Consider the following 22963-nt stretch of genomic DNA (forward strand, 5'->3'; position numbering starts at 1 on the left):
TGACCGACCGCTTAGTATGCCAAGGGAGCCGTACGAGTCGAAGGAGACGCGATGGAAGCGCTGCGCGATGCCCGGGTGGTCGTCACCGGTGCGGGAGGCGGAATCGGCGCGGCCCTCGCCCGCAGGTTCGCCTCGGAAGGCGCCCGTGTCGTCGTCAACGATGTGAACAAGGCCGCCGCCGAGGCCGTCGCCGAGGAGATCGGCGGCATCTGCGTGCCGGGCGACGCCTCCGACGTGGTCGGCCCGGCCCGCGAGGCGCTGGGTGGCCGCATCGACCTCTTCTGCGCCAACGCCGGCATCGGCTCCATGGCCGGCGTCGAGGCCGACGACGAGGTCTGGCAGCGGGTGTGGGACGTCAACGTCATGGCGCACGTCCGGGCGGCGCGCGAACTGCTCCCCGAGTGGCTGGAGCGCGGCGAGGGCCGCTTCGTCGCCACCGTGTCCGCCGCCGGACTGCTCACCATGGTGGGCGACGCCCCCTACTCCGTCACCAAGCACGGCGCCCTCGCCTTCGCCGAATGGCTGGCCGTCACCTACCGCCACCGCGGCATCCGCGTCCACGCCGTGTGCCCGCAGGGCGTGCGCACCGACATGCTGCGCGCGGCCGGCCACGCGGGCGAACTCGTCCTCGCTCCCGGCGCCATCGAGCCGGAGGACGTCGTGGAAGCCGTGCTCCAGGGCATCGCCGACGAGCGATTCATGATCCTGCCGCACCCCGAGGCCGCTGGGTACTACGCAGCCCGGGCCGGCGACACCGACCACTGGATCGACGCCATGAACCGGGTGCAGCGGAAGCTGGAGGAGGGGGGAGCGGCATGACCTCGTACGAGAGCAAGCCCTGGCTCAAGCACTTCCGGGAGGAGCTGCGCGTCCTCCCCGACCCGCCGCCGACCCTGCTGCACGCCTTCCGCGCCACCGTGGACCGCGTGCCGGACCGCACCGCGCTCGCGTACTTCGACGCCCGGATCGCCTACCGCGAGCTCGACGAGCTCTCCGACGGCCTCGCCCGCCACCTCGTGGGTCGCGGCTTCGCGCGTGGCGACCGGCTCGCGATCGTCCTGCAGAACGTCCCGCAGTTCGCCGTCGCCCTGCTCGCCGCCTGGAAGGCCGGCGGCAGCGTCGTGCCCGTCAACCCGATGTACAAGGAGTACGAGCTCGGCCACATCCTGCGGGACGCCGAGGTGGACGCGCTGGTGTGCTCCGAGCGCGCCTGGGACGCGTACATCCGCAGGACGGCCGCGGACTCCCCGGTCCGCATCCCGCTGACCACCAGCGAGTTCGATCTGCAGACCCGCGACGACCACCGCGTCCTGCCGGGGCAGCGGACCGTCGCGAAGGAGGCCGAGGACGCCGAGGACCTGCTCGCCGCCGCGCACGCCGGCACGATCGGCCCCGCCCTGCCCGATCCGGGACTCACCGGCGAGGACATCGCGCTCATCAGCTACACCTCGGGCACCAGCGGCGTGCCCAAGGGCGCCATGAACACCCACGGCAACATCAGCTTCAACGCCGACCGCCAGCGCGCCCACAGCGTGCTGCCCGACGGTGCGACGATCTTCGCGCTGGCACCGCTGTTCCACATCACCGGCATGGTCTGCCAGCTCGCCGCCGGCATCGCCGCGGGCGCCACGCTCGCCCTCGCCTACCGCTTCGAGGCGGGCGTCGTCCTCGACGCGCTCCGCGAGCACCGCCCCGCCTACATGGTCGGGCCGTCCACCGCCTACATGGCGCTGATGGCCCACCCGGATGCCGCGCCCGAGGACTTCGCCTCCTTCCAGCTGCTGTACTCCGGCGGCGCGCCGCTGCCGCCGGCCCTGGTGGAGGCCTTCCGGGCGCGCTTCGGCCACTACCTGCGCAACGGCTACGGCCTCACCGAGTGCACCGCCCCGGCCACCAGCACCCCGCCCGGCCTGGAGGCCCCGGTCGACCCGGTCTCCGGCACGCTCTCGGTGGGCGTCCCCGGCCCGGACACCGTCGTGCGGATCGTCGACGAGCAGGGCGCGGACGTGCCGTTCGGCGAGCACGGGGAGATCGCGGTGCGCGGCCCGATGGTCGTCCCCGGCTACTGGCGGCTCCCCGCGGCGTCGGCCGCGGCCCTGCCCGGCGGCGAACTGCGCACCGGCGACATCGGCTTCATGGACGAGGACGGCTGGGTCTACGTCGTCGACCGCAAGAAGGACATGATCAACGCCTCCGGCTTCAAGGTGTGGCCGCGCGAGGTCGAGGACGTCCTCTACACGCACCCCGCGGTGCGCGAGGCGGCCGTCGTCGGCGTCCCCGACGCCTACCGCGGCGAGTCCGTGAAGGCCTACGTCAGCCTGCGCCCGGACGCCGCCGCGTCGCCCGAGGAGTTGATCGCCCACTGCAAGGACCGGCTGGCGGCGTACAAGTACCCCCGCGTCGTCGAGGTCCTGCCCGAGCTGCCCAAGACCGCAACGGGCAAGATCCTGCGCCGGGAGTTGCGGGCACGCGCGGACTGACACATACCGCTCGGTACGCTGTCCCGCGCACCGGTACGGAGAGAAGGCAGGCCATGGCACGGAGTACGACACCACCCAAGGCGGCCGCCACCGCGGTCCCGCAGCGGCTGCTCGCCGAGGCGACCCGGCTCTTCGCCGAGCGCGGATACGACCGGACGTCCGTGCAGGAGATCGTCGAGGCCGCCGGGGTGACCAAGGGCGCGCTCTACCACTACTTCGGCAGCAAGGACGACCTCCTGCACGAGATCTACGGCCGGGTGCTGCGGCTGCAGATGGAACGCCTGGAGTCGATCGCCGACACGGACGAGCCCGTGCAGCGGCGCCTGGTCGAGGCCGCCGCCGACGTCGTCGTCACCAGCATCCAGAACCTCGACGACACCAAGATCTTCTTCCGGTCCATCCACCAGCTGAGCCCGGAGAAGCAGAAGGCGGTACGAGCCGACCGCCGCCGCTACCACGAGAAGTTCCGCGCCCTGGTGGAGGAGGGACAGCGCGAGGGAGTGTTCCGGGCGGAGGCCCGGCCCGACCTCGTCGTCGACTTCTTCTTCGGCGCGGTGCACCACCTCGGCACCTGGTACCGCGAGGACGGTCCGCTGTCCGCCGGCCAGGTCGCCGCCGATTTCGCCGACATGCTGCTGCACTCCGTGCGGCAGCCCTGAACAGGAGCCGGGAGCCGACCGCATGAAGGCATGGCGAGTGCACGAGAACGGGGAGCCGCGCGAGGCGATGCGCCTCGAGGACGTACCCGACCCGCAGCCCGGTCCCGGCGAGCTGCTGCTCACGGTGCGCGCGGCGGCCGTCAACTTCCCCGACGCGCTGCTGTGCCGCGGCCATTACCAGATCCGCCCGCCGCTGCCGTTCACTCCCGGCGTCGAGTTCTGCGGCGAGATAGCCGCCGTCGGCGAGGGCGTCGAGGGACACCGCGCCGGCGACCGTGTCATCACCCCCGCGGCGCTGCCCGGCGGCGCCTTCGCCGAGCGGGCCGTCGTCCCGGCCTCCGGCGTGCTCCCCGCGCCGGAGGCGCTGGACGACGCGGAGGCCGCAGCCCTCCACATCGGCTACCAGACCGGCTGGTTCGGCCTGCACCGGCGCGCCGCGCTCCGGTCCGGCGAGACCCTGCTCGTGCACGCCGCCGCGGGCGGCGTGGGCAGCGCGGCCGTACAGCTCGGCAAGGCGGCGGGCGCCACGGTCATCGGTGTCGTCGGCGGCCCGGAGAAGGCCAAGGCCGCCCGGGAACTCGGCGCCGACGTCGTCGTCGACCGGCACAGCGAGGACTTCGTGGCCGTCGTCAAGGAGGCCACCGGCGGACGCGGGGCCGACGTGGTGTACGACCCGGTCGGCGGCGACGCCTACACCCGCTCCACCAAGTGCATCGCCTTCGAGGGCCGCATCGTCGTCGTCGGGTTCACCAGCGGCACCATCCCCAGCCCCGGGCTCAACCACGCCCTGGTGAAGAACTACGCCGTTCTCGGCCTCCACTGGGGCCTGTACAACACCCACGACCCGGCCGCCGTCCGGCGCTGCCACGAGGAGCTGACCCGGCTGGCCGCCGAGGGCGCGATCAAGCCCCTGGTGAGCGAGCGGGTCCCGCTCGCCGGCGCCGCGGACGCCGTGCAGCGCGTCGCGGACGGCGTGACGACGGGACGACTGGTGGTCGTCAACAACTGACCACCTCCGGGCAACCTCTGCGTCGCTTCGATCGTCTCTTCTCCAGAGGCCGGACCGCCGAACAGGGGAGAAACGAACAATGCGGTGGTGCCTTGACGCTCGCGGGCAGTGGACGGCCTGGGCGGTGACCCGGCTGCTGCTCGTGGGGGCGTCGCTGCGCCTCGGCCCGTTCCGCGGCCTCGGAGCCCTCGATCCGTCGGTCTCGGAGGTCTACACGGGCTGGTACGCGGTGCTGCGCACCGGCGTCTTCCCCGTCGCCGACGTCACCTGGCAGTACCCGCCCGGCGCCGCGCTCCCGCTGCTCGCCCCGAGCCTGGTGCCGCTGCTGGACTACGGTCACGCGTTCATCGTGTGCTGCGCGCTGTGCGACGCCGTCGTGACGGCCGTGCTGCTCCGCAAGGGGCCGGGCACGGCCGCCGCGTGGATGTGGATCGGCGGCCTGCCGCTGCTGATCACCCTGCCCTGGAGCCGCTTCGACGTCTTCGTGACCGCGACGGCCATGGGCGCCCTGACAGCCGCGGGTACCAGGCGCCGCTGGGCCGACCTCGCCTTCGGGATGCTCGTCGGGCTCGGCGCCATGATCAAGGCGTGGCCCCTGCTCCTGCTCAGCGGGCTGCGGGCCGGTCCGCGGGCCCGTACCGCGCTCCTCACGGCGGGGGCGACCGCCGCTGCCGTCGCCCTCGGCTTCGCCGTCGCCATGCCCGGGGCCTTCGACTTCCTGGCCGCGCAACGCGAACGCGGCATCGAGGTCGAGGCGACGGCGGCGCTGCCGTTCCACGTCGCCCGGCACTTCGGCTGGTCGGGACGGTGGATGCCGCGCGACGGCTCGATGGAGTTCGTCGGCCCCTGGATCCGTGAGGCGGTCTGGTTCAGCGAGGCCTGCTCGGTCCTCGCCTTCTGCTGGCTGCTGTGGTGGTGGCGGCGGGCCGACCGCCGGGCGCCCTGGGTGCTGCCGGACGCGGCGCTGACGGCGGTGCTGCTCTTCGTCGTCACCAGCCGCGTCCTGAGCCCGCAGTACCTGATCTGGCTGATCGGGCTGGCCTCCGTCTGCCTGCTCCACCGCGGGACCTCGCAGCGGCCCGTCGCCGTCCTCCTGGTCGCCGCGACCGTGCTGACGACCTTGGACTTCCCGCTGCTCTTCCGCGACCTGCTCGACGGATCCGTCCTGGCCGTGGGGGTGCTGACCGCGCGCAACCTGCTGCTGGTGGCCGCCGCCGTGGTCTCGGCGACCCGCCTGCTCCGGGCCACCCGCCGCGCCGGCCCCGGCACCGGGGAGGTCCGCCGGATCCCGGACGCCGAGACGGTCGGCGCGGGCAGCCGGGCCGCGTAGCCGGGCCCGATCGCCGCGCGCGAACCACCGGTCACCAGGGCCGTCTTGCCGGTCTCCTCGGTCCGCGGTGCCGGGCCCCTGCGGCCCGTCCGTGGGAACACCGTCGCGGCCCGCGCTGACCGCCCGCGCACCGGCGGCGCAGCGCCCCCGCACACGAAGGCGCCCCCGGGCACACGACCCGGGGGCGCCTCGCCGTCGGTGTGCCGCTCAGCCCTCCTGGACGGCGTAGCGCTTCAGCTCGCGGCGGGCGAGCGACCGCTTGTGGACCTCGTCGGGCCCGTCGGCCAGGCGCAGTGTGCGGGCCGCCGCGTACAGCTCGGCGAGCGGGAAGTCCTGGCTGACGCCGCCCGCGCCGTGCACCTGGATGGCGCGGTCGAGGATCAGGCCCACCTTCGCCGGGGTGGCGATCTTGATGGACTGGATCTCGGTGTGCGCCCCGCGGTTGCCCACGGTGTCCATCAGCCACGCGGTCTTCAGCACCAGCAGCCGCAGTTGCTCGATCTCGACCCGCGCCTCGGCGATCCACTCCTGGACGACGCCCTGCGCGGCCAGCGGCTTGCCGAACGCGACGCGCCCGGTGGCACGCCGGCACATCAGTTCCACCGCGCGCTCGGCCATGCCGATCAGCCGCATGCAGTGGTGGATGCGGCCGGGCCCCAGCCGGGCCTGGGCGATGGCGAAGCCACCGCCCTCCTCGCCCACCAGGTTCTCCGCCGGCACCCGGACGTCGTGGAAGACCACCTCGGCGTGGCCGCCGTGGTCCCCGTCGTCGTATCCGAACACCCGCATGCCGCGCCGCACTTCGAGGCCGGGGGTGTCGCGCGGCACGAGGATCATGCTCTGCCGGCGGTGCCGGTCGGCGGTGGGATCCGTCTTGCCCATGACGATGAAGATCGCGCACCGCGGGTTCATCGCACCGGAGATGTACCACTTGCGGCCGTTGACGACGTAGTCGCCGCCGTCGCGCGCGATCCGGGTCTCGATGTTCGCCGCGTCGGAGGAGGCCACGTCCGGCTCGGTCATCGCGAAGGCCGAGCGGATCTCCCCCGCGAGCAGCGGCTCCAGCCAGGTCTTGCGCTGCTCCTCGGTGCCGAACTCGTTCAGCACCTCCATGTTCCCGGTGTCCGGGGCGGCGCAGTTGAGGGCGGGCGGCGCCAGGTGCGGGCTGCGGCCGGTGATCTCGGCCAGCGGCGCGTACTGAAGGTTGGTCAGGCCCGCGCCGCGCTCACCGGGCAGGAAGAGGTTCCACAGGCCCAGCTCCCGCGCCTTCGCCTTGAGTCCCTCGACGACCGGCGGGGCCGACCAGACCGCGTCGCCCTCGGCCTCCTCGCGCTGCCGGTGGAAGACCGGCTCGGCGGGGTACACGTGCTCGTCCATGAAGGCGAGCAGCCGCCCGCGCAGTTCCTCGGTCCTGGCGTCGTACGCGAAATCCATGGTCAGCCTTCCTGAAGTGTGCGCAGGCCGTTGTCGATGAAGGCCGGGACGATGGCGCCGATCCGGTCGAAGCCGGCGCCGACGGTCTGGCCGAGGGTGTAGCGGTAGTGGATGCCCTCCAGGATCACGGCGAGCTTGAAGTACGCGAAGGCCGTGTACCAGGCCACCGACGACACGTCGCGTCCCGATCCGGCGGCGTAGCGCTCGAGCAGCTCCGCGGCGGAGGGGTGGCCCGGGGCGCCGCCGGTGACCGACACCGGCGTGCCGGGGGTCGGGCGCAGCTCGCCGTACATCAGCAGCAGGCCGAGGTCGGTGAGCGGGTCGCCGAGAGTGGACATCTCCCAGTCGAGGACGGCCCTGACGGTGTCGTCGGGGCCGACCAGCACGTTGTCGAGCCGGTAGTCGCCGTGCACGACCGCCGCCGGGCCGGAGGCGGGCAGCCGCGCGCCCAGGGCGGCCGCGAGTTCGTCGATGCGCGGCAGGTCGCGGCTGCGCGAGGCGTCGAGCTGCTTGCCCCAGCGGCGCAGCTGGCGCTCCAGGAATCCGTCGGGACGGCCGAAGTCCCCGAGCCCGGCAGCGGCGGGATCGACGGCGTGCAGCGCGACGAGCGTGTCCACCAGGGCGAGCACGATGGCGCGCGTGCGCTCGGGGCCGAGTTCGGTGAGCTGCCTCTCGGTGCGGTAGGGCGTGCCCTCCACGAAGTCCATGACGTAGAAGGGCGCCCCCACGACCTCCCGGTCCTCGCAGAGGATCACGGTGCCGGGGACGGGCACGGGGGTGTCGCGCAGGGCGCTGATCACGCGGTGCTCGCGGCCCATGTCGTGCGCGGTCGCCAGGACGTGGCCCAGCGGCGGCCGCCGGACCACCCAGCGCGCGGTGCCGTCGCTGACGGCGTACGTCAGGTTGGACCGCCCGCCCTCGATGAGCTCGCCGTCGAGCGCGCCGCGCAGCAGGCCGGGCCGCTGCGCGTCCAGGTACCGCCGCAGCCGGTCCAGGTCGAGCCCCGGTGGGTTCTCCGTACCGCTCATCATGCTCCTCGCCACTGCCAACCCTGTCCCCGACATCATGCCGACCAGTCGGTATGTCGTCCAGCCCACCGCCTGAACCGGCGGGCGCGCACCGAGGTGCCCGCGCCCGGCGACGTCCGCAGCGGCCTGCGTGTCGCGTGCCGCTTCCCGGAGGGCACCTCCGTCCGGCACGCCGCCGATGTGCTGGGCTCTGGCTACGGAGTGTCCGCCCCGGACACCGTGCCGTTCGCCCTGTGATGCGCCGCCACGCACCCGGACGACCTGGCGGGCGGGCTGTGGAGCGCCGTGGCCGGGCAGGGCGACACGGACTCCACCTGCGCGATGGCGGGAGGGGTCATCACCGCCCGCACCGGCGTGGCGGCTCTGCCGCCCGCGTGGCACGCCGCGGCCGAACCGCTGCCCGGCTGGGTGTCCCCGCCGCCCGGTGCGGCCGGGCCGCGATCCATGTCCGGACCTGTGCGTTCTTGACGAGTTTGGGGAGGGGACCTAGGGTCCGATTCTGGTAGACGCACTTCAAACATGTATGTGAACGACGAGGGTGGGCGTTGATGACACACCGCAGGGACCTGACGATTACGGACGTACGACTCACCCCCGTCCTGATCTCCGACCCCCCACTTCTCAATACTCAAGGCGTTCACCAGCCGTTCACTCCACGGTTGATCATTGAAGTGACCACCGAGAGCGGGATCACGGGTGTCGGCGAGACCTACGGCGACGCCCGGTACCTGGAGCCGGCCCGGCAGCTCGCCGACGCGTTGCCCGGATGCGAGGTCAGCGACCTGAACAACCTGGTACCGCTCGCCAATCTGGTGTGCGCGCCGCCCCAGGAGACCTCCGACGCCGTGGACGCCGGCGGGCTGCGCGGCGTGCAGACCGCCGGCAAGGTGCTGCTGTCGGTGGTCTCCGGCTTCGAGGTGGCCTGCCTGGACGCGCTCGGCAAGGCGCTCGGGCTCCCCGTGCACGCCCTGCTCGGCGGCAAGGTGCGCGACACCGTGGACTACAGCGCCTATCTCTTCTACCGCTGGGCGGAGCACCCGGACGGGCAGGGCCTCAAGGACGACTGGGACGCGGCGCTCGACCCGGACGGCGTCGTGGCGCAGGCCCGGCGCTTCGTCCGCGAGTACGGCTTCACCTCGTTCAAGCTCAAGGGCGGCGTCTTCCCGCCCGACGAGGAGATCGCCGCCGTCCGTGCGCTGGCCGCGGCCTTCCCCGGCATGCCGCTGCGCCTGGACCCCAACGGCGCCTGGTCCGTGGAGACCTCGCTGCGCGTCGCCGACGAGCTCGGCGAGGTCCTGGAGTACCTGGAGGACCCCACCTCCTCCACCACCCGCATGGCCGAGGTCGCCGCCGGCACCGACCTGCCGCTGGCCACCAACATGTGCGTCACCACGTTCGAGGAGATCTCCGAGGCCTTCGCCCAGGAGGCCGTCCAGGTCGTGCTCTCCGACCACCACTACTGGGGCGGGTTGCGCAGCACCCGTGAACTCGCCGCGATCTGCCGCACGTTCGGGGTGGGGGTGTCCATGCACTCCAACACCCACCTCGGCATCAGCCTCGCCGCGATGACCCATGTCGCCGCCACGGTGCCCAATCTGCACCACGCCTGCGACTCGCACTACCCGTGGCAGACCGAGGACGTCATCACCCGCCGCCACGAGTTCCGCGGCGGCCGCCTGGCGGTGTCCGACGCCCCCGGCCTCGGCGTGGAGCTGGACCGGACGGCCCTGGAGACCCTGCACCGCCGCTGGCTCGACGACGACGGCGGCCTGCGCGACCGCGACGACGCCAAGGCCATGCGCCGGGCCGAGCCGGGCTGGGTCACCCCCTCCGTGCCGCGCTGGTGACCGCGGGCCTCAGGCCAGGCACTCCGGGACCCGGCCGCCGTTCAGCGCCGCCATGTCGGTGATGATCCGCACCAGGTCCAGCGGCGAGCCGTGCGGCAGCCCGTCCAGCTCCGCGTACGCGCGGTGCAGATTGGCGACCAGCCGCTCCGGCTCGCGCAGCGTCGCGAACTCGCCGGGATCGGCGGCCCGGGCGACCTCCAGCGGGCTCCGTCCCGCCTTGTGGCCGTCCGCCGCGAGCTCCGTGACGAAGCGCAGGTAGCCCTCCGTCGTGTCGTACACCGACGGGTCGCAGACCTGCCCGTGGCCCGGTACGACGACCTCGGCGTCCAGCGACCGCAGCAGGTCGAGCCCGCGCAGCGAACCCGCCAGCGAGCCCATCGGGACGAAGGGCGCGCCGCCGTTGAACACCAGGTCGCCGGTGAAGACCACGCGCGGGCCGGGCAGCCACACGACCGTGTCGCCGAGCGTGTGGGCGACCCCGGGGTGCAGCAGCCGCACCTCCTCGTCGCCGACGTGCAGGGTCAGCTGCTCCTCGTAGGTGACGGTGGCGGGCGTGACGGGCACCTCGCCGTAGTCCACGTCCGGCCAGATGGCGTGCAGTTGGTGCCCGGCGGCCAGCTGCTCCTTGACGCACGCCGTGTGGCCGACGATCCGGGCGCCCGGGGTGAAGACGCTGTTCCCGTTCGTGTGGTCGCCGTGGTGGTGGGTGTTGACCACGTACGCGGGCTGCGGCACCCCCGCGGCGGTCAGCGCGTCGCGCAGCAGCAGGGCGCGCCGCTCGGTCGCGGCGGTGTCCACCAGCAGGGTCGTGCGGCCGTCGCTGACGAATCCGGCGTTGTTCAGGCACCAGCCGCCGTCCGGCTGGACGTAGGCGTGCACGCCCGGCGCGAGCCGGGAGGTGTACGGAGCATCGGTGGACGACGGTGACGACATGGCTGTGCCCTTCCCTGGTGGACCGCAAGGAACCTAACAGGGAAGGGCGCAGGTCAGACGAGGCGGCCCCGCTTTGCCGGAGGGCTACAGGATCAGCGACGGCAGCAGGACGAAGACGATCGCGACCACCGGGACGACGGTCTCCATCGCCGACCAGGACTTGAGGGTCTTCGGACGCTCATCCCGAGGTACTCCTTGACCAGCCAGAACCCGGCGTCGTTGACGTGCGAGAAGAACAGCGACCCGGCGCCGACGGCCAGTACCGGCAGCGCCGCGTGGGTGGCGGTCGTGCCCTCGGCGAGCGGTGCGACCAGGCCCGCGGCGAAGCTCGTCGCCACCGTGGCGGAGCCGGTGGCCACCCGGATCAGGACGGCGATCAGCCAGGCCGGCAGCAGCGGCGAGATGTGCCGGCCGTCCGACCGGTCGAGGATCATGTTGCGGCGTCGGCATCGATGAGGGTCGGCTCGAAGCCGCCGCCCGCCGGTGGGGGGATGTGGAGTGCGGGGTGGGGGGTGCGGTGGGGGAAGGGCTCAGCGGGGGAGTGCCGCCAGGGCCCGGTCGGTGATCTGCTGGGGGCCGCCGTCGATCACCACGACCGCTCCGGTCTCGTCCGGGCCGAGCGGTTCCAGCGCCTCGAACTGCGAGTGCAGCAGCCCGGCCGGCATGAAGTGCTGCATCCGCGCGGCGAGGCGGGACGCGATCAGCTCCTCGGAGCCGTCGAGGTGGAGGAAGAAGAGGCCGGGACCGTCCTTGCGCAGCCGGTCGCGGTAGCGGCGGCGCAGCGCGGAGCAGCTGACCACGCCGCCGGCTTCACCGCGCCCGGCGATCCAGGCCGCGATCGCGTCCAGCCAGGGTGCGCGGTCCTCGTCGTTCAGCGGCTGCCCCGCGGACATCTTGGCGATGTTGGCCGGCGGATGGAAGTCGTCGGCCTCGGCGTAGGGGACGCCGAGCCGCTCGGCGAGCAGTCCGCCGACGGTGGACTTGCCCGATCCGGAGACCCCCATGACCACCACCAGGGGGAGACGTGGGCCGTCCGGGCCGTTGTCCGTCATCGCTGGTACCTCCTCGTCCGGGTGATGGCCCTCAGGAAACGCCATAGGTACTACTTATTCAAGAGGGCGAAACTGAATCGTCATACGAATCATCCCGCATAGGCTGTCGCCATGGATCGGCAGGGAGAGAACGGCGGCCTGCACGCCCGGGTCCTGGCGGAACTCGGCCCCGCCATCGCCTCCGGCGTCCACCCGCCCGGCACGGTGCTGCGCATCGACGAGCTCGAGCGCGACTTCGGCGTCTCCCGCACCGTCGTCCGCGAGGCCGTCCGTGTGCTGGAGGCCATGCACCTGGTCGAGACCCGGCGCCGGGTCGGCATCACGGTGCGCCGCACGGAGGAGTGGAACGTCTTCGACCCCGCCGTCATCCGCTGGCGGCTGGCCGGCGCCGACCGGCCCCGACAGCTGCGCTCGCTGACCATGCTGCGCGCCGCCGTCGAGCCGGTCGCCGCAGGGCTCGCGGCGGTGGCCGCCACCCCGGCCCAGTGCCGCGAACTCACCGTCCTCGCCGCCGAGATGGCGGCGGCCGGCCGGGCGGCGGACCTGGACGAGTACCTCGTGCACGACATCGCGTTCCACCGCGTGATGCTCCGGGCCTCGGGCAACGAGATGTTCGCCCGGCTCGGCGACGTGGTCGCCGAGGTCCTGGCCGGCCGCACCGAGCACCACCTGATGTTCAGCGCCCCCGACCCGGAGGCGGTCACCCTCCACGTCCGGGTCGCCGAGGCCGTCCGCTCCCGGGACGCCGCAGCCGCCGAGCGGCTGATGCGGGAGATCTGCGTCGGCGCCATGCGTGAACTGGACATCCTGGCGCCCTGACACCGCCCGGCCGCCGGGGCCGCGGTCAGCCCGTGGGCCCGGCGTGACGCAGGATCGTGTCGACGGTCTCCTCCGGGGTCTGCTCGCCGGTGTCCAGCCACAGTCCGATCCTGGGCGTGCCCGAGCGCAGCGCATGGTCCAGCCGGGCGGGCGTCACGACGGAGTCGTAGACCCGCTTGGCGCGAGCGGCCTCCCGCGCGGCGACCGCCCTGGGAGGCGGGACGAGGACGACGACGTGCAGCGGCCTGGTGCGCAGCAGCGCGATCGTGCGCGGCAGTTCGTCGCCGAGGATCACGTCCTGGAGCACGGGTGTGAATCCGGCCGCGGCGTACCCGTCGGCGCTCGCCGCGGCCAGGAGGTGCCGCAGCCGCATCTGCCGCAGCGTCTCCTCGCCGGGACCCTCGTCGTCGTGTTCCACGGGCACCGGCTCCGCACGGCCGCCCACGATCATCCGCCGGAAGGCGTCCCCGCGGATGTGCGCCGACCTCGGCAGCCGCTCGGCGAGTGCCTGCGCCACGGTGGACTTGCCCGATGCCGGGATGCCCGTGATCAGGAACATGCCTCGCACCGCCGCGGCCCCCGGCGACCGGCGGGCCGTCTGTCACGCATCCGATGACGGATCGTCATCAGGCCTTCCTCTCAAGGACATTGATGTGTCAGGGGCGAATCTACGGTCGTGCGCGGGGGCAGCGGAATCCCTGGTACCGGACGACCGGAAATCCAGATGACCGGCCGGGCCGGGGCGTGGTCGACTGGGGGCCATGACCTCCCCGCCGGGCACGCGTCCCGTCCCGCCGCAGCCGTACCGCTGGACGCTGTCGCGCGCCCGCGACGGACGCCGCCCGGACCGCCTCGGCGCGCTCGCCGGCGGGGCCGAACCGCCCCGGCTCTGGTTCCTGCCCGAGTTGACGGACTGCGCGGGCAAGGTGCTCGCCCGCTCCGGCGGGGCCGACCTGTGCTTCGTGGGGCGTTCCCTGGACAGCATGTACGACCTGCTCGGCGGCGCCTTCGAGGGTTCCTCCTGGGACGGGAGGCTGCTGCGCCTCCCACTGTCGCTGCGGCTGTCCCGCGCGGGCCGGGGCACGGCGCACACCCGCCGGCTGCGGGAGCACCTGGCGGCCGCCGGGCTCGCCCCGTACGACCTGGCCCGCCGCACGCGGCCGCTCGCGCTCGTCGACGTCGTGCACGGGGGCACGACGTACGACGTGCTGCACGGCGCGCTGGCCGGGTGGGCGGCCGAGAGCCGAGAGCCCTGGCCGGTGATCCGCCGCAAGCTGCGCTTCGTCGGCGTGACGATCCGGGAGCGGACCAGCCCGAACACCTGGCGCTGGCAGCAGCACACCGACGGCGGCTGGGCCCGTGCCCTGCCGGCCGGGCACGCCGCGAGCGTGTCTCTGGACGGCCGGGTCTGGGCCTACCTCGGCAACGACCAGGACAAGCTGCAACCCTGCTTCCCGCCGCTGCGGTGGTTCGACGAGTGGGCCGCCGAGCCCTGGCACCGCCCGGGGCTGCCGGTGGCCCTGGCCGAGTCGCTCGCGCTGGTCGAGGCGGGCCGCGGCCGCGCCGTGCGCGAGGCCCTGATCCGGGTCATCGGCGCCGAGCCCGGTTTCGCCGACCGGAACGTCCGGGCGCTGGTCGCGCCGCTGCGGCGTCAGCCGCGGGCGCGGTCCTCCATGACCGGGCGCAGCCGCTCCAGGAGGCCGTAGAGCGTCTCCCGCTCCACGGCGTCGAGGACGTCGAGGGCGCCGTGGGTGGCCTGCATCTCGTCGCGCACCCGGCGCATCGTCTCGCGGCCCAGATCGGTGGCGACCACGTTCTTCACCCGGCGGTCGGCCGGGCTCACCTCGCGGCGCACGAACCCGTGGGCCTCGAGGCGGTCGACGATGCCGGTGATGTTGGACGCGTCGCACACCAGCCGCTCGGCGAGACCGCGCATGGGGACCGGGCCGTGCAATTGGGAGAGCACCTTCGCCTGCATGGACGTCAGCCCGTGCCGTGCCGCCGCGGCGGCGAAGTCCTGCCACTGGGCGGTACCGATGACCGCGAGCAGCTCCAGCAGCTGGATCTTGGAGGGCGGGGTCACGTTCGGCGAAGTCGGGGCGGTCGGGGCGTTCCGGGCGCTCATGCAGCGAGTGTACTCAGATACTTGACATTGTGAACCATTTGTTCGACGGCCCCCGGGCCTGAGGAGCACGCCGGCGCCGGACCCGCTCAAAGGAACAGCAGCGCCGACCCGAGGAGGACCAGGACCAGGACGCACAGCACGGCCCCGGCCGCCCACGGCCCGGTCAGCACCGGGGGCCGGACGTCGTCCAGCACGGCGATCCTGCGCTGCGCGACCGCGGTGAAGGCCAGCCACATCAGCGCGCAGAGCGCCACCCCGCCGATCGCGCCCGGCGACACCCCGTGCAGCAGCGCCTCACGCCCGGCCAGCAACGCCGCCACCGCGAAGGAGAGGGTCGTCCGCCGCCACGCCAGCCGGGTCCGTTCCGGCTGGAGCCCGGGATCGCGCGGCAGGGCGCCACCGGCGTCCATCAGCCGGCCCGCCCGAGCACGGCGGTGAGCAGCAGCGCCACCGCCATCGCGGCCACCACCACCGCCAGCAGCGCCGGGAACCGCGACACCGGCAGGTCATCCCCGCGCCGCATCGCCCGCTCGCAGCGCACCCAGTGGTTGACCGCCCGCACCGCGCACATCGCCCCGCCGACCACCAGCACGACGGCCAGCGTCACCCGGACCGGACGCTGCAGGTTCCGCAGGAACTGGTCCACGGCGAAGCCACCGCCCACCAGCGCCAGCGCCGTGCGCAGCCAGGCCAGGAAGGTCCGCTCGTTCGCCAGCGAGAAGCGGTAGTCGGGCGTCGGGCCCTCCGTCCGCACCCGTTCCGGGGCGAACCACAGGCCGACCGCCCGCGCGGTTTTCCGGACAGCGTCGATCACACGCTTCACCCTACCCACGCCGGGACAACCCCCGGCGTCCACGGGCTGCCGCCCGGGGGAGGGGTGCGTGACGTCCGCGGGCGTGGCACCGTACGGAGATCACCGGGGACGGCACGGCGGAGGCGCTGCGTGGACGGCAAGGACGGCAAGGACGGCAGGGACAGCATGGACGGAGCGCCGCGTTCGGCGGACGAGCTGCTGGACATCGTGGACGAGCAGGACCGGGTCGTCGGCCGGGCCACCCGCGGCGAGGCGACCGCCCGCGGACTACGGCACCGGTGCGTGTTCATCCTGGCCAGGGACGCCGGCGACCGGGTGTTCGTGCACCGCAGGACGGCGCAGAAGCTGGTGTTCCCCTCCCTGTACGACATGTTCGTCGGCGGTGTCGTCGGCGCGGGCGAGGCGTACGACGACGCGGCTCTGCGCGAGGCCGAGGAGGAACTCGGCGTCAGCGGGCTGCCGCGCCCGACCCCGTTGTTCGGCTTCCTGTACGAGGGGACCGGCGCGGCCGCCGGCCACACCTGGTGGTCCCGGGTCTACGAGGTGCGCTGCGACCTGGCGGTCGCGCCGCAGGTGGAGGAGGTGGCCTGGCACGCCTTCCTCACCGAGCGGGAACTGGAGGACCAACTGCCCCGCCGCGCGTGGGTCCCCGACGGACTGGAGGCCTACCACCGGCTGCTCACCTGGCGCCGCACCGCGCGCTGACCACCGCGTCGCGGCGTGTGCCGCCCCGGCTCTTCTGCTCCGCGGGGCACGGCCGGTAGCGTGCCGCTCGCGCGCCCCGGTGTTCCGTTCGCGCCACGACGGGGCCTGTGCGAGCGTGGCCGGAGGCGTATCCGTACATGCCGCGGGTAGGAAATCGGGCCCGAACGGTCTCACGGGAGGCGAGTGATGAACCGACCCAGGATCCTGGTCGTCGGCGGTGGCTTCGCGGGCATGGAGTGCGCGCACCGTCTGGAACGCCGGCTGGCGCCGGACGAGGCCGACATCAGCCTGGTGACGCCATGGAGCCACCAGCTCTATCTGCCCCTGCTGCCGCACGTGGCCGCCGGTGTCCTCACCCCGCAGGCCGTCGCGGTCCCGCTGCGCCGCATGCTGCACCGCACCACGGTGATTCCCGGGCGGGCGATCGGCGTGGACCCGGCGGCCAAGGCGGTGGTGGTCAAGAAGATCACCGACGAGGAGCTCGTGGAGCAGTACGACTACCTCGTCCTGGCCCCCGGCAGCGTCACCCGCACCTTCGACATCCCAGGACTCACCGAGTACGGCCGGGGCATGAAGACCCTCGCCGAGGCGGCGTACATCCGCGACCATGTCATCGCCCAGCTGGACCTGGCCTCCGCCACCACCGACCGGGCCGAGCGCGAGTCCCGGCTGCAGTTCGTGGTGGTGGGCGGCGGCTACGCGGGCACCGAGACCGCCGCCGTCCTGCAGCGGCTCACCACGGCCGCCGCCAAGCGCTACCCGCGCCTGGACCCGACGCTCATCAAGTGGCACCTGATCGACATCGCCCCCCGCCTGATGCCCGAGCTCGGCGAGAAGCTCGGCCTGAAGGCGCTGCAGATCATGCGGGAGCGCGGGGTCGACGTGTCGCTGGGCGTGTCCGTCGCCGAGGTCACGCCCGACACCGTCACCTTCACCGACGGCCGCAAACTCCCCTGCCGCACCCTGATCTGGACCGCGGGCGTGGTCTCCAGCCCACTGGTGACCACGCTCGGCACCGAGACCGTCAAGGGCCGTCTCGTCACGGACGCCGAGATGCGCATCCCCGGCGCCGACGGCGTGTTCGCCCTCGGCGACTCCGCGGCGGTCCCGGACCTCGTGACCGGCGGCGGCGCCGTGTGCCCGCCCACCGCCCAGCACGCCATGCGGCAGGGCAAGGCCGTCGCCGAGAACGTGGTCGCCGCCCTGCGCGGCCGCCCCCTGGAGCCGTACCGGCACAAGGACCTCGGGCTCGTCGTGGACCTCGGCGGCATCGAGGCGGTCTCCAAACCGCTCGGTATCCCGCTCAGCGGGCTGCCCGCGCAGATCGTGGCCCGCGGCTACCACCTCGGCGCGCTGCGCACCTTCCCCGCGCGCTTCCGGGCCGCCGCCGGCTGGTTCCTCAACGCCGTCGCCGGCGACGACTTCGTACGCACCGGCTTCCAGGCACGCAGGCCGGCGGCCCTGAAGGACTTCGAGGTCACCGACATCTACCTCTCGCCGGAGGAGATCCGCCGCCACGTGGACTCCCTGCGCGCGACCGCAGCCTGACCCCGGCGGCCCCGCCCCGCGCACCACCGCGTCACCACATCTGAAGACCGACACCGCCGACGGCGAGGGACATGACCCAGCGACGAGACACCCTGCGGATCGCCAACTGCTCCGGCTTCTACGGGGACCGCCTCGCGGCCGCCCGTGAGATGGTTCAGGGCGGCCCCATCGACGTGCTGACCGGCGACTATCTCGCCGAACTCACGATGCTGCTGCTGTGGAAGGCCCGGCAGCGGGACCCGGCCGCCGGGTACGCGGTCTCGTTCCTCGCCCAGATGGGCGACGTCCTCGGCACCTGCCTGGAGCGCGGCATCAAGGTCGTCGTCAACGCGGGCGGGCTCAACCCGGCCGGGCTCGCGGCCAAACTCGGCGAACTGGCCGCGCTCGCCGGGCTGAGCCCGTCGGTGGCGTATGTCGAGGGCGACGACCTCATCGAGCGGCTGCCCGAACTCCAGGCGCAGGGGCACCCCTTCGCGCACCTCGCCACCGGCCGCACCCTCGCCGACGCCGGCGTGCGGCCCGTCACCGCCAACGCCTACCTGGGCGCGTGGGGCATCGCGGAGGCGCTGCGCGCCGGGGCCGACGTGGTGATCTGCGGACGCGTCACGGACGCCTCCCTGGTGGTCGGTCCCGCGGCATGGGCCTTCGACTGGGCGCCCGACGACTGGGACCGCCTCGCGGGAGCCGTCACCGCGGGGCACATCATCGAGTGCGGTGCCCAGGCGACCGGCGGCAACTACTCGTTCTTCACCGAGATCGAGCGCCCCGTGCACCCCGGCTTCCCCATCGCCGAGATGCGACCCGACGGGTCCGCCGTCATCACCAAGCACGAGGGCACCGCCGGCGCCGTCACGGTCGAGACCGTCACCGCCCAGCTGCTGTACGAGATCGACCGGCCCTCCTATCTCAACCCGGACGTCGTCACCCGCTTCGACACCGTCACCCTCGAACAACTCGGCCCGGACCGGGTACTGGTCAGCGGCGCCCGCGGTGAGCCCGCCCCCGACACCCTCAAGGTGTGCGTCAACCACCACGGCGGCTACCGCAACACCGCGACCTTCGTGCTGACCGGTCCCGACATCGAGGCCAAGGCCCGGTTCGCCGAGGCGTCACTGCTGGACGCCACCGGCGGGCCCGGGCGGTTCGGGAGCTACGACGTCCGCCTGGAGCCGACCGCGTCCGGCGCCCGGCTCACCCTGACCGTCAAGGACGCCGACAAGGACAAGGCCGGCCGCGCGCTGTTCTCCGCCGTGGTCGGCACCGGCCTGTCGACGGCACCCGGCCTGCACATGGAGCACTTCTCGCCGAAGGCCACCGAGTACGGCGTGCACTGGCCCGCCCTGGTCCCGGCCGACGTGGTCCGGCACGAGGTCGTGCTCCAGGACGGCACGCGGGTCCCCGTGCCGCGCTCCCCGGCGTCCGCCGCCGTGCCCGTGCCCGTGCCTGTGCCCGTCGCCGTCCCCGCGCCGGGCGGGCCCACCGTGCGCGCCCCCCTGGGCCTGGTCGTCGGCGCCCGCTCCGGTGACAAGGGCGGCGACGCCAACGTCGGCCTGTGGGCCCGCAGCGACGCCGCGTATGCCTGGCTGCGGGACTGGCTCGACGTCGAACGGCTCCGCGAGCTCGTGCCGGAGGCCGCAAAGCTCCGCGTGAGCCGCTGGGAACTGGCCAATCTGCGCGCGCTCAACTTCGTCGTCCACGGCCTGCTCGGCGAGGGCGTCGCCGCGTCCACCCGTCCCGACCCGCAGGCCAAGGGGCTCGGGGAGCAACTGCGCGGCCTGGAGGCCGACATCCCCGCCGCGCTGCTCCCGGCGCCACGCACCGAGGCCTGACCACCCCATGAGCAATCTCGACGTACGTCCCCTGCCCGCCGCCCGCGGCGGACGCGAGGACGATTCCGCCGCCCCCGTGCACGACCTGCTGACCGGCCGCGTCGTCCCCCTCGGCGAGAGCAGCGAGGTGCGCCGCCTGCTGCCCAACCTGGGCCGCCGCACGGTCGGCGCCTGGTGCTTCGTCGACCACTACGGGCCGACGACATCGCCGCGAGCCCGGTACGCAGGTGCCTCGCCGGCGCTGCACTGGGGTGGGTGAACAGGTCTGCCGCCAAAGGGCGTTCCTCATTCGGCCGGACGGGTGAAGCGACCACCGGCCACCTCCGGGACCGGCGGCCGAACCCCGTTCGGCCGCGTCACCGACGTCGCCGAACACACCGCACGCGGGCTCCCGGGCCCCGGGTGCGGTGCCTCAGACCCGGAAGACCGAGCCGACGAACTCCGTCAGCAGCCGCTCCTTGAGGCGGCCCGGCAGGGCGTCGAGCAGCATCAGCACGGGGGCCATCCGGCGCGGCAGTCCCGATCCGCCTCCGAGGCCCGCGAAGGCCAGTACCCCCTCGACCTCCTCCGGCCCGAGGGTGTCCGGGTCGAGCCCGGCCGCGAACTGCGCGAGCGCCGGGTCCACGGCCACCGGCGCCAGGGCCCGTGCCGCCTCGAGGGCCGCGTCCAGGTCGGCGAGCAGGTCGTCCACCAGCCCGGCCGACGCGGGGGTCAGGGTGAGGTGCAGATTCGGCGGCAGCCCGTCGAAGGACAGCTGGGGCTGGAGGTACCAGCCGCGTTCGCGCATCTCGTCGGCGAGGTGCAGCAGCAGGCTCAGATCGGGCGTGCCGTCCGGCCCGAGCAGCGTGAACGCGACCAGTGCGGCCCCCGGGTCGCCCAGCACCCGTACGCCCTCCACGGCGCGCAGCCCCGGCAGCAGCCGGCCGGCCGCCTCCGCGGTCCGCTCGGCGAGCTCCCGGTAGCCGTCCCCGCCGATGTACCGCAGCACCGCCCACGCCTGGGCCAGCAGCCCGGCCGACTTGGTGCCCTGCACCGTCGGGTTGACCACCGGGTAGCCCGGCCAGCCCGCGTGCGCGAAGTACTGGTGGCGGCGCAGCTCCGCGTCCCGGTACAGCACCACGGAGGCGCCCTTGTCGGCGTAGCCGTACTTGTGGAGGTCCACCGACAGTGAGGTCACCCCGGGCACCGACAGGTCGAACGGCGGTATCTCCCGCCCGGCCCGCCGCAGATGGGGCAGCAGCCAGCCGCCGATACAGGCGTCCACGTGGCAGAGCACCCCGCGCGCGGCCGCCGCGGCGGCGATCTCCGGTACGGGGTCGATCACCCCGTGCGCGTACGAGGGCGCTGAGGCGACGACGAGCGCGGTACGGCCGGTGATCGCGGCCGCCATGGCCGCCGCGTCGGCCCGCAGGCTCTCCCGGTCCACGGGGACGGTCACCGTCTCCAGGCCCAGGTAGGAGGCGGCCTTGTGGAAGGCGGCGTGCGCGGTCGAGGGCAGCAGGAGCTGGGGCTCCGTCATCCCGCGCGCGGCGCGGGCGTGGTCGCGGGCGGTCTTCACGGCCAGCAGGATCGACTCGGTGCCGCCGCTGGTGAAGCTGCCCTGCGCGCCGGGCGTGCCGAGCAGCGCCACGGCCGCGGCCACGACGTCGTTCTCCAGGCGGGCCACACTGGGGAAGACCGTCATGTCCAGTCCGTTGACGCCCGCGAACTCCGTGTACGCGGCGGCGGCGAGCTCGTCCACCCCGGCCCGCCCGGAGTCGTAGACGTAGGCGAAGGTGCGCCCGCCGCGGGTCGGGGCGTCCTGCGCGCGCAGACCCCGCAGTTCGGCCAGCACCTCACCGCCCGGACGGCCGGGCGGCAGGGCGGGGGAGGGAACGGGCTCAGTGGGCATGGTCGTTCCTGTCCTCGGACGGTTTGGTACGAACGGGGCCGGGGCCTGAGCCGGACGGGGCAGCCGCGGGGACCGGGACGTCCTCCCGGTAGCGGTGCAGCAGCCACAGACTCGCCGCGGCGAGCACGGCGGGCAGCAGGCTCATGCCGGACGTGATGCCGGCCAGTGCGGCGCCGGGCTGATCGGCGTGATGGGCGGCGTCGGAGGAACGGAAGCCGGTCACCGCCAGGACCAGGGCGAAGATCCCGGCGCCAAGGGCGAGCGCCAGGGTCTCGGCGGCGGTCCACAGACCCGTGAAGGTCGCGGCCCGGCGCCGCCCGGTCCGCGCCGCGTCGGCGGCCAGGGTGTCGGCGAGCATCGTCAGCGGCAGCAACTGAAGCCCCGCGTAGGCGATCCCCACGGCCGCCACCGCCGGGTAGCCCAGCGCCGGGCCCGCGAACGGGGTCAGCGCGAGCAGCGCGGCCGCGGCGACGAACAGCGACGAGGCGCACCACTGGGCGTACTTCGGGCCGCGTGCCCGGGCCAGCCGGTTCCACAGCGGCATCACCAGCACCAACGGGCCGATCATGCAGGCGAACAGCGGGGTGACGGCGTCCGCGGCGCCGAGGGTGTACGTGGCGAAGTACTGCACCCCGGCCAGCATGATCCCGACGGCGAGCGCCTGGAGCGTCCACATGCCCACCAGGAAGAGGAAGGCCGGGTTCTCCCGGGCGGCCGCCAACTGCGCCTTCAGGGAAGGCTCCGCCTCACTGCGGGCGACGGAAGGGGCCCGCCGGGTGAAGTGCCAGGCCCCGAGCGTCCCGGCCAGGAGCAGCAGCGCCACGACGCCGCCCATCAGCCGGTAGCTCCCGGGGGTGTCGCCCCTGCCGTGCGCGATCGCGGGGGCCACCGCGCCCGACAGCAGGATCGCCACCCCCAGGAACCCCACCCGCCAGCCCAGCACGCGGGCCCGTTCGCCGGTGTCCTCGGTCATCTCGGCGGGCATCGTCACGTATGGGACCTGGAAGACCGCGTAGGCGGTCGCGGCCAGCAGGAAGACCACGGCCACGTAGCCGGCCGCCGCCGCGCCCCGCAGCGGCGGCGCCGCGAAGACCAGCGCGAACAGTGGCGGCAGAGTCAGCGCGCCGGCCAGCAGGAACGGCCGCCGTGACCCCCCTTGCAGGCGGCTGCGGTCGGCGGCGGCCCCCACCAGCGGGTTGATCAGCACGTCCCACGCCTTGGGGAGGAACACCGCCGCGCCCGCCACGGCCGCCGGAACGGCCAGCACGTTCGTCAGGTAGTAGAGCAGGATCAGCCCCGGCACCGTGCCGAACGCGCCCGTGCCCAGCGACCCCAGGCCGTACCCGATGCGCACTTCACGCGGCAGCGGCACGGCGGGCGCGCGGCCGGGGTCCCCGGAAGGGGTGCGGGGCGGCGTCTCGGGCATGGGTTTCCTGCGGGCCGGGGTGCGGGCGGCGGAG

Annotated in this window: 22 protein-coding genes and 3 pseudogenes; 14 read left to right on the forward strand and 11 right to left on the reverse strand. The window is 73.7% G+C overall.

Annotated elements, in window-relative coordinates; all coding sequences use genetic code 11:
- Window positions 1-51: 51 nt before the first annotated feature.
- The 5 genes from RV983_RS28425 to RV983_RS28445 all read left to right on the forward strand — a co-directional run bounded on the left by RV983_RS28425 (window position 52) and on the right by RV983_RS28445 (window position 5478).
- Entirely contained in the window at window positions 52-819 is a 768-nt protein-coding gene (locus RV983_RS28425; RefSeq protein ID WP_475988565.1) for an SDR family oxidoreductase, read from the forward strand.
- Window positions 816-2480 (forward strand): AMP-binding protein, encoded by a 1665-nt coding sequence (locus RV983_RS28430; RefSeq protein WP_475988566.1) that lies wholly within the window; start codon window positions 816-818, stop codon window positions 2478-2480. Before RV983_RS28425 ends, RV983_RS28430 begins: the two co-directional genes overlap by 4 nt.
- Window positions 2481-2533: 53 nt before the next feature.
- Window positions 2534-3139 (forward strand): TetR/AcrR family transcriptional regulator, encoded by a 606-nt coding sequence (locus tag RV983_RS28435; RefSeq protein ID WP_475988567.1) that lies wholly within the window; start codon window positions 2534-2536, stop codon window positions 3137-3139.
- Between the two features lie 22 nt (window positions 3140-3161).
- Window positions 3162-4148 carry an NADPH:quinone oxidoreductase family protein gene (locus RV983_RS28440; RefSeq protein ID WP_475988568.1) on the forward strand — a complete coding sequence of 329 codons (987 nt, stop codon included), beginning with the start codon at window positions 3162-3164 and terminating at the stop codon, window positions 4146-4148.
- 79 nt (window positions 4149-4227) lie between these two features.
- Window positions 4228-5478 carry a glycosyltransferase 87 family protein gene (locus RV983_RS28445; RefSeq protein ID WP_475988569.1) on the forward strand — a complete coding sequence of 417 codons (1251 nt, stop codon included), beginning with the start codon at window positions 4228-4230 and terminating at the stop codon, window positions 5476-5478.
- Window positions 5479-5685: 207 nt separating this feature from the next.
- Here RV983_RS28445 and RV983_RS28450 read toward each other — a convergent pair whose 3' ends face one another.
- Both RV983_RS28450 and RV983_RS28455 read right to left on the reverse strand, forming a co-directional pair.
- Window positions 5686-6912, reverse strand: coding sequence for an acyl-CoA dehydrogenase family protein (locus RV983_RS28450; RefSeq protein ID WP_475988570.1), 1227 nt, complete (start codon window positions 6910-6912; stop codon window positions 5686-5688).
- Window positions 6913-6914: 2 nt separating this feature from the next.
- A complete protein-coding gene (locus RV983_RS28455) occupies window positions 6915-7940 on the reverse strand; it encodes a phosphotransferase family protein (protein WP_475990486.1) in 1026 nt (341 codons plus the stop codon).
- Between the two features lie 96 nt (window positions 7941-8036).
- Between RV983_RS28455 and RV983_RS28460 the strand changes: the two genes are divergently transcribed.
- The 3 genes and pseudogenes from RV983_RS28460 (at window position 8037) to RV983_RS28470 (ending at window position 9787) form a co-directional block, all read left to right on the forward strand.
- Window positions 8037-8177 (forward strand): hypothetical protein, encoded by a 141-nt coding sequence (locus tag RV983_RS28460; RefSeq protein ID WP_475988571.1) that lies wholly within the window; start codon window positions 8037-8039, stop codon window positions 8175-8177.
- A 12-nt stretch (window positions 8178-8189) separates the two neighbouring features.
- Window positions 8190-8408 (forward strand): annotated as a pseudogene (locus tag RV983_RS28465) (ADP-ribosylglycohydrolase family protein); the annotation flags it as partial.
- A gap of 80 nt (window positions 8409-8488) precedes the next feature.
- Window positions 8489-9787: a glucarate dehydratase family protein gene (locus RV983_RS28470; RefSeq protein WP_475988572.1), complete on the forward strand. Its 1299-nt coding sequence runs from the start codon at window positions 8489-8491 to the stop codon at window positions 9785-9787.
- Window positions 9788-9796: 9 nt separating this feature from the next.
- Here RV983_RS28470 and RV983_RS28475 read toward each other — a convergent pair whose 3' ends face one another.
- The 3 genes and pseudogenes from RV983_RS28475 to RV983_RS28485 all read right to left on the reverse strand — a co-directional run bounded on the left by RV983_RS28475 (window position 9797) and on the right by RV983_RS28485 (window position 11772).
- On the reverse strand, window positions 9797-10720 hold the full coding sequence (locus RV983_RS28475; protein WP_475988573.1) for an MBL fold metallo-hydrolase: 924 nt from the start codon (window positions 10718-10720) through the stop codon (window positions 9797-9799).
- An 84-nt stretch (window positions 10721-10804) separates the two neighbouring features.
- Window positions 10805-11201 (reverse strand): annotated as a pseudogene (locus tag RV983_RS28480) (GntT/GntP/DsdX family permease); the annotation flags it as partial.
- Between the two features lie 49 nt (window positions 11202-11250).
- Entirely contained in the window at window positions 11251-11772 is a 522-nt protein-coding gene (locus tag RV983_RS28485) for a gluconokinase (protein WP_475988574.1), read from the reverse strand.
- A 111-nt stretch (window positions 11773-11883) separates the two neighbouring features.
- On the opposite strand from RV983_RS28485, the gene RV983_RS28490 reads away from it, so the two are divergent.
- Entirely contained in the window at window positions 11884-12591 is a 708-nt protein-coding gene (locus RV983_RS28490) for a FadR/GntR family transcriptional regulator (RefSeq protein ID WP_475988575.1), read from the forward strand.
- A gap of 25 nt (window positions 12592-12616) precedes the next feature.
- On the opposite strand, the gene RV983_RS28495 is transcribed toward RV983_RS28490, so the two are convergent.
- Window positions 12617-13150: an AAA family ATPase gene (locus RV983_RS28495; protein ID WP_475988576.1), complete on the reverse strand. Its 534-nt coding sequence runs from the start codon at window positions 13148-13150 to the stop codon at window positions 12617-12619.
- Window positions 13151-13352: 202 nt separating this feature from the next.
- On the opposite strand from RV983_RS28495, the gene RV983_RS28500 reads away from it, so the two are divergent.
- Window positions 13353-14297, forward strand: coding sequence for a hypothetical protein (locus RV983_RS28500; protein ID WP_475988577.1), 945 nt, complete (start codon window positions 13353-13355; stop codon window positions 14295-14297).
- Here the strand turns inward: RV983_RS28500 and RV983_RS28505 are convergent.
- The 3 genes from RV983_RS28505 to RV983_RS28515 all read right to left on the reverse strand — a co-directional run bounded on the left by RV983_RS28505 (window position 14243) and on the right by RV983_RS28515 (window position 15530).
- Window positions 14243-14716: a MarR family winged helix-turn-helix transcriptional regulator gene (locus RV983_RS28505; protein ID WP_475988578.1), complete on the reverse strand. Its 474-nt coding sequence runs from the start codon at window positions 14714-14716 to the stop codon at window positions 14243-14245. The genes RV983_RS28500 and RV983_RS28505 overlap by 55 nt on opposite strands.
- Window positions 14717-14802: 86 nt before the next feature.
- A complete protein-coding gene (locus tag RV983_RS28510; protein WP_475988579.1) occupies window positions 14803-15126 on the reverse strand; it encodes a DUF202 domain-containing protein in 324 nt (107 codons plus the stop codon).
- The gene (locus RV983_RS28515) at window positions 15126-15530 is read right to left on the reverse strand and encodes a YidH family protein (protein ID WP_475988580.1); all 405 of its coding nucleotides are present in this window, start codon (window positions 15528-15530) and stop codon (window positions 15126-15128) included. Before RV983_RS28515 ends, RV983_RS28510 begins: the two co-directional genes overlap by 1 nt.
- Before the next feature lie 165 nt (window positions 15531-15695).
- On the opposite strand from RV983_RS28515, the gene RV983_RS28520 reads away from it, so the two are divergent.
- The 4 genes and pseudogenes from RV983_RS28520 to RV983_RS28535 form a co-directional block, all read left to right on the forward strand.
- Complete coding sequence (locus RV983_RS28520) at window positions 15696-16235, forward strand: NUDIX hydrolase (protein ID WP_475990487.1); 540 nt, start codon at window positions 15696-15698, stop codon at window positions 16233-16235.
- A gap of 186 nt (window positions 16236-16421) precedes the next feature.
- Complete coding sequence (locus RV983_RS28525) at window positions 16422-17783, forward strand: NAD(P)/FAD-dependent oxidoreductase (protein WP_475988581.1); 1362 nt, start codon at window positions 16422-16424, stop codon at window positions 17781-17783.
- 71 nt (window positions 17784-17854) lie between these two features.
- Complete coding sequence (locus RV983_RS28530; RefSeq protein WP_475988582.1) at window positions 17855-19612, forward strand: acyclic terpene utilization AtuA family protein; 1758 nt, start codon at window positions 17855-17857, stop codon at window positions 19610-19612.
- 7 nt (window positions 19613-19619) lie between these two features.
- Window positions 19620-19845, forward strand: a pseudogene (locus tag RV983_RS28535) (pirin family protein); the annotation flags it as partial.
- Window positions 19846-20024: 179 nt separating this feature from the next.
- On the opposite strand, the gene RV983_RS28540 reads toward RV983_RS28535, so the two are convergent.
- Entirely contained in the window at window positions 20025-21503 is a 1479-nt protein-coding gene (locus RV983_RS28540) for a pyridoxal phosphate-dependent decarboxylase family protein (RefSeq protein ID WP_475988583.1), read from the reverse strand.
- Window positions 21493-22929 (reverse strand): MFS transporter, encoded by a 1437-nt coding sequence (locus RV983_RS28545; RefSeq protein WP_475988584.1) that lies wholly within the window; start codon window positions 22927-22929, stop codon window positions 21493-21495. Before RV983_RS28545 ends, RV983_RS28540 begins: the two co-directional genes overlap by 11 nt.
- Between the last annotated feature and the right edge of the window lie 34 nt (window positions 22930-22963).

It is taken from the genome of Streptomyces sp. RLA123 (assembly GCF_056270165.1).